Here is a 5,068-nt window from a genome sequence, read left to right as displayed (position 1 = left end):
GGGGGACCCTGTGGGAGAGTAGGACGCCGCCGAACAATCATTGTGGGAAAGCCCCGCACCCTTCAGGGTGCGGGGCTTTTCTGCGTTCCGGACCAAATCGCCAGGTTCGGCTGGGTATCCTGGCCGCGTTCCCCAGGAGGACACGATGACAGCACAGCAGCTGGAAGACGGCGGCCCGCTGATCCCTCAGCCGGCCATGACCCGGGAAGCGCTGCGGGATGCCGTGCGCCGTATCGACATGGCCAATCTCGCCGTGCTCGACAGGGAGTGCAACGAGGCGTTCGATCGTGCCGCCGCCACGGGCGCCATCAATCCACTGCGGTTTTTCCTGATCAAGTGGGCCACGCATGTGGCCATCCATCGCTGGCCCGCCCGCGCGGCGGCTCTCCACGAAGCAGAACGCGTCGCCGGGGATCCGAGCGCGACCGAGCAGGAGTTCCGGGCAGCGATGGAGACCAGCAGCCGAATCCTGGCCGAAGCCCAGGAGGAGATCGGCCGGTGACTGCCCGCGGCGAAGGCGTGGAGAACGAGAGCGGCTGGGCGTGGGAATGCGATCCCAGCCGGCTGTGGGTATTCGGAGACATGCCCGCGGACCAGCAGAAGTCGGTCGGTGCCGTCATGGACGGATTGGTGGACCTCGCGTCGATGGGCGTCGACCCGAAGGACGGCAGCCTCTACGAGGACGAACAGCCGATGCGGCTCCGTACGTACGAGGACGAGCACCTGATGCTCTGGTACCAAACGATCCCGCACCGCACCCGCGTCTACCTGAAGCGCGTCAACCTCTGACGACGCCGTCCGACCCGTGAGGGATTCGTTGCCGGACTGGTGGGCCCCACCTCATGCCGGCTCATCAGGACGCCGCCGGGAAGCACCACGCGGTCGGGCATTTCCGCGGAGGCCTGCGTACGAAGGCCACCCGGTGGGCGCGACGACTGTGCGCGTTCGCTCACCTCTCACCCGCGTGTACCGGCCCCGTGCGATCCGAGGGCCTGACCGCCGAGGCGGCATTCGCGAGTCATCCCGCGGCCGGCAGGCAGGACCAGTCCCCGAGGGAAGTCCGCGTGCGTCGGCGACCGATCCCCATCCCGCCAACGGTCCATCTGGCGTCCTCGATCACATGTCGTCGGGCAGCGTTCGATCCGGGTGGTGCCGTGGCGGTGGCAGATCGCGGCTGCGTGGGTGTGGAAGCCCGCGCAGGTCGCGACTTTCTCGTCCGCGTGGGTCTAGCTGTAGGCGAGGCGGGTGTGGTCGTCGACCGCGGAGTGGATGTGGTCGAAGCCCACGTCGTGGATGGGCCGGCCTGCCTGACGGCCCAGGACGCGGTGGCCGCCGCCGTCGGGGGGCCAGCCGAGTTTCTTCACGTCGACGTGTATGAGTTCGCCGGGTTTCGCGCGTTCGTAGCGGCGGGTCAGGGTTCCGCTCGGACGGACGAGCCAGGCCGGGCGGTGCGGACCGTGGCGGGTCAGGTTGCGGTGGACCGTCGAGGCGGGCCGTCCCAGGATCGGGCCGATGCGGGCGGGGCCGAGCTCGCGGGCCACGGCGGCCGGAGTCCGTGTGGCGTCGTGTGTGGCCAGCTGGACCAGTCGTGGAGCCCGGCTTCGTCTTCCGTCCGCGGGCGGAAGACCCATCTCCGGGCGGTGGCCCGCGACATGCCCATCGCGGACGCGGCATGCGCGACCGGACGACGGTTCTTGGTTCTGTTCAAGACCTACCGAGGGCGGTTTGGTTTGTCTCGTCAGAGTTCCACCCGGCGCTCGGCAGCCGATGGGTCATCGAGCGGGCCGTAGCGCAAGAGGACGTGGGCCGGGCGGAACGGCAGATCGTTCAGGACAGGTGCCATTACAGCGAAGAGTGCATCGGCGTCCGGTCCGTAGGCGAAGAGGACAACCTCGCCGCCTCCATATTCGTTTCCGTCGAACTCACCGACCTCGGCTTGATCGATCGCCTCGGTCAGCAGGGCCTGGGCCTTGCGGACGACCTCCCGTTGGCCAGGTTCGCCGAGGCGGCCACCGGTCAATCGATAGCGGGCGATGACGGCATGCTCAACGTCGTTTTCTGCTTCGTGGGCGTCGACCATGCGAGAGACGATCTTATTCCGGACCGACATCGTCATCGGCCGACCGTCTGGGACACGCTCCAAGGAGGTGGGCCTGGTCGGACGATAGCTGGGGCCGTTCATGACGACGTGGTGGTTGCTGTTGATCAGCCTGTCAAGGGTGAGCACGTCGGGCCGTGCCAGTTCACGGACCGCTTGTCCCAGGTGCGATCCGCGTGGCCGCCGACGAAGTCTGCGGGGAGCTGGTTGATCTTGGCGAGGCGGACGTGGGCACGTTGGCGGACGGTGAGGTGGCCGAGGGCATGGGCGACGTGTCTCTTGAGCCCGGCCGGTCGGACAGGTTGATCGACCCGCCGGAGTGGAGCAGCCAGGGCCTCGAGGCTGAGGATCTGGGCGGCCGGAAGCTTGGAGGAGGCGGTGAAGTCGAACTCCTCCAGGGTAATCTTCTGCTCGAACTCCGCCCTTGTCAGGCGTCGTTGGACGGTACTTGTCTCGCGTCGGGTGATCTCGTCCCGGCAGAGGAGCTGGAGGAAGGCCAGGTGCCCGAGCCCTCCGCCGTGGGCTTGGGCCAGACGGGCATCAAGGGTTCAAGCGTCCCCGGGAGCCGCAGGGACTTCAGCGACTCACGCAGGGCAGGCGCCATCACGCTCATCAGATGCTTCTCCAGCTTCACCGTGACCTGGTCGTCGTGGAGCTCATCCGCCGTCCTGGACGGGGCGACGGAGGCGAAGAGCCTCTTGGACCGTAGGGGAATGCTGCGGCACCCGCGTTCCCGCTCGGTTCGGGCTTCGGATCGGTCTCGGTGCCGGCGATCAGGATGCCCTTGATGGTGCGGTAGGTCAGATCACCTACCGTGACGGCCCTCGCGCTGGCGGCCTCCAGCCTCGCGTCGCCGTACTTCTTCTTCAGCGCGAGGACTCTCTGAGCGGCGCGGGGCCGGTAGAGCACGTTGACCTCCAGCAGCTGGTCGACCACGGTCCGGCAGGCTTCACCGACATCGGATGTCCGGACCAACCAGCGCCGTTGATCAGCGGGTCAGCACGAATGCGGTGGGCGGCGTAGGAAGCCAGGTCTCGGCTTCGATGGCCTCGAATATCGCCATCGGGGCGGCTCCCTGCGACGGCCGGCACTGTCGTCGGCCGGCCACCTTCTGGCTCCGGTCACAACCTCGGTCTGTATGTGCTCGATCGAGATGAACTCCCGCCCCGCCAGAACGAGTCCCGGGTGTAGGGCATCCGCCGCTCGACCCGCGGCTTGTCCTCGGGTCGGGCCGTAGGCCGGATGCACCAAGGGCCGTAGTGGGCGGCGAGCTCGGCATACGCATTGTTGATCGTTGAGTCGGAAGGATCGGGCTTGTCGACCTCGGTCCGCGGATTGTCCGGAAGCCGGCGCGGGACGCCCCGAAGTAGCGGAAGGCGGGGACGTGGGGCTCGGTCCAGGCGTGGTGGTGCAGATGGAGGACCTGGCGGACAAGCATGTGCCGTGAGCACGGCAGCTCCATCTCGAAGGTCCAGATCCGGTTCGCTTGCCAGCCTTGGGGTTGGTCCACTGACCGATGTGGCTCGGGGATACCAGCTCTTGATCAGCGGGGCCCAGTCGGCCTCCCGCATCGGCAGGCCGCCCGGAGTGATCAAAGGCGCCTCCGCCGGCTCCAGATTCCGGCCCTCCGAACCACAGGCCCAGGGCCGCCAACGCGCCTCCGCGACGGCCAGGCCCTTCGAGCTCGAACTTCGTTTTACCCATGGCCAATGGTTCGCTTGTGTGCGCGTGAGGAGCACGTCGCGTCCGGCCAGGGTGTCGCTTGGCCGGGACGGGGCCGTCCACGCGGGTGGGGAGACGGACACGGGCCACGGCCGGTGGGTCGCCGGCCTGACGTGAAAGGGCCGTGGGCGCCCCGGCTGTGCCAATGGTCGCGAGATCAAATTCTTGTGGTCAGCCGCGGAGGCTGCCGGTGGCGTGGTTTACGGCTCTCCGGCAGGAGACGCCGGTTGCAGGATCCGGCGGATGGCTGAGGCGTACGTACAAGCGTGGAGTCGACCGCAGGGGCCTGTACCTGCCGGGCCCCCGACTACATCCGCACCCGCACCGGCGCCGTTCAGCTACTGGCGGTGCTGTCGGTCCGGCCGGGCGACGTCCACCAGGCAGTCACTTCCGCTGCCGTCGTGTCGGGACGCAGGGCCGAAGGAGCGAGGCCGAAGTGTTCCACCAGCTCCTACCGCGGGAACACGTCAACCTCCGTCTGTCCGGCGCCGCGGTGGAGGCGACCGAGCAGAGGGGCGAGCAACCCATTGAGCAGATGCCGTAGGTCGCGCTCGGTGGCGGTGCTCCACGGTTTCACCGACCCAGATTGCCGCCCCGAAACGGCCGCCCCTGGGGCTCCTCGCTCGTGGACGAGGTGTCGTACCGGACGGACGGCTGCGAGACGCCGCAGGCCGCGGCCTGGTCCGGTTGGTCTGTCCGGCGGGTCGAAGTGGCGAAGCGCGGCTGTGAGGACAGTGCGACAGGGCGGTCCGTCGAGGTTGGCTGTCCTGAACGAGCTGAGTCAGCCGCAGCTCGGGGCGGTGATGTCAGCTGCCGGCTCGCACCGTCTCGGGACTCTGGCTGGATGGGAGAGTCCCCGGGATGGAGTTCGGGGCCTGGTCCACGGTCCGGCCCATGGCGGCCTGGGTCGCGGTCAGCCTGGTTGTCGGCGGGGCGGGCGGTCGGCCGACGCGTGGTTCGACGGGCGCCCTCGGGCCGATTGGACCCCTGTCTGAAGCTGAGGTAGAGTAGAACGGTTGCCTCGAGCGGAACGGTTCGGCAACACAGCCCTGATGAATCGAATTCAGACAGGGCACCCTCGACTCCTCATCCAGGAATCTGAAGCCGGGAAATCCGGTGGAAAACTTCTGATAGAGTCGGAATCGCCGGAAAAGGAAACGCGAAAGCGAAGAACTGGAAAGCGAAACCCGCTTCGACCGGGAATCGGACACGAAAGAGTCTGATAGAGTCGGAAACGAAGGAAGCGCC

At 67.7% G+C, this 5,068-nt stretch carries 4 protein-coding genes and 1 pseudogene; 2 read left to right on the top strand and 3 right to left on the bottom strand.

Translation table 11 applies throughout. The features are described 5' to 3' along the window. Window positions 1-145 precede the first annotated feature (145 nt). On the top strand, window positions 146-502 hold the full coding sequence (locus tag ACIRO3_RS36850; protein WP_404144131.1) for a hypothetical protein: 357 nt from the start codon (window positions 146-148) through the stop codon (window positions 500-502). After that, a complete protein-coding gene (locus ACIRO3_RS36845) occupies window positions 499-789 on the top strand; it encodes a hypothetical protein (protein ID WP_404144129.1) in 291 nt (96 codons plus the stop codon). Before ACIRO3_RS36850 ends, ACIRO3_RS36845 begins: the two co-directional genes overlap by 4 nt. A gap of 335 nt (window positions 790-1,124) precedes the next feature. Here ACIRO3_RS36845 and ACIRO3_RS36840 read toward each other — a convergent pair. The 3 genes and pseudogenes from ACIRO3_RS36840 to ACIRO3_RS36830 all read right to left on the bottom strand — a co-directional run. Continuing rightward, a pseudogene (locus ACIRO3_RS36840) lies at window positions 1,125-1,708 on the bottom strand (IS481 family transposase); the annotation flags it as partial. A 30-nt stretch (window positions 1,709-1,738) separates the two neighbouring features. After that, complete coding sequence (locus ACIRO3_RS36835) at window positions 1,739-2,116, bottom strand: hypothetical protein (protein WP_404144127.1); 378 nt, start codon at window positions 2,114-2,116, stop codon at window positions 1,739-1,741. A gap of 89 nt (window positions 2,117-2,205) precedes the next feature. Continuing rightward, window positions 2,206-2,598: an ATP-binding protein gene (locus ACIRO3_RS36830; RefSeq protein ID WP_404144132.1), complete on the bottom strand. Its 393-nt coding sequence runs from the start codon at window positions 2,596-2,598 to the stop codon at window positions 2,206-2,208. Window positions 2,599-5,068: the final 2,470 nt, after the last annotated feature.

Origin of the sequence: Streptomyces sp. NPDC102278 (assembly GCF_044766345.1) — a bacterium.
In the GTDB taxonomy this organism is placed as follows: Bacteria; Actinomycetota; Actinomycetes; order Streptomycetales; family Streptomycetaceae; genus Streptomyces.
This window is presented reverse-complemented; position numbering and strand designations above follow the sequence as displayed.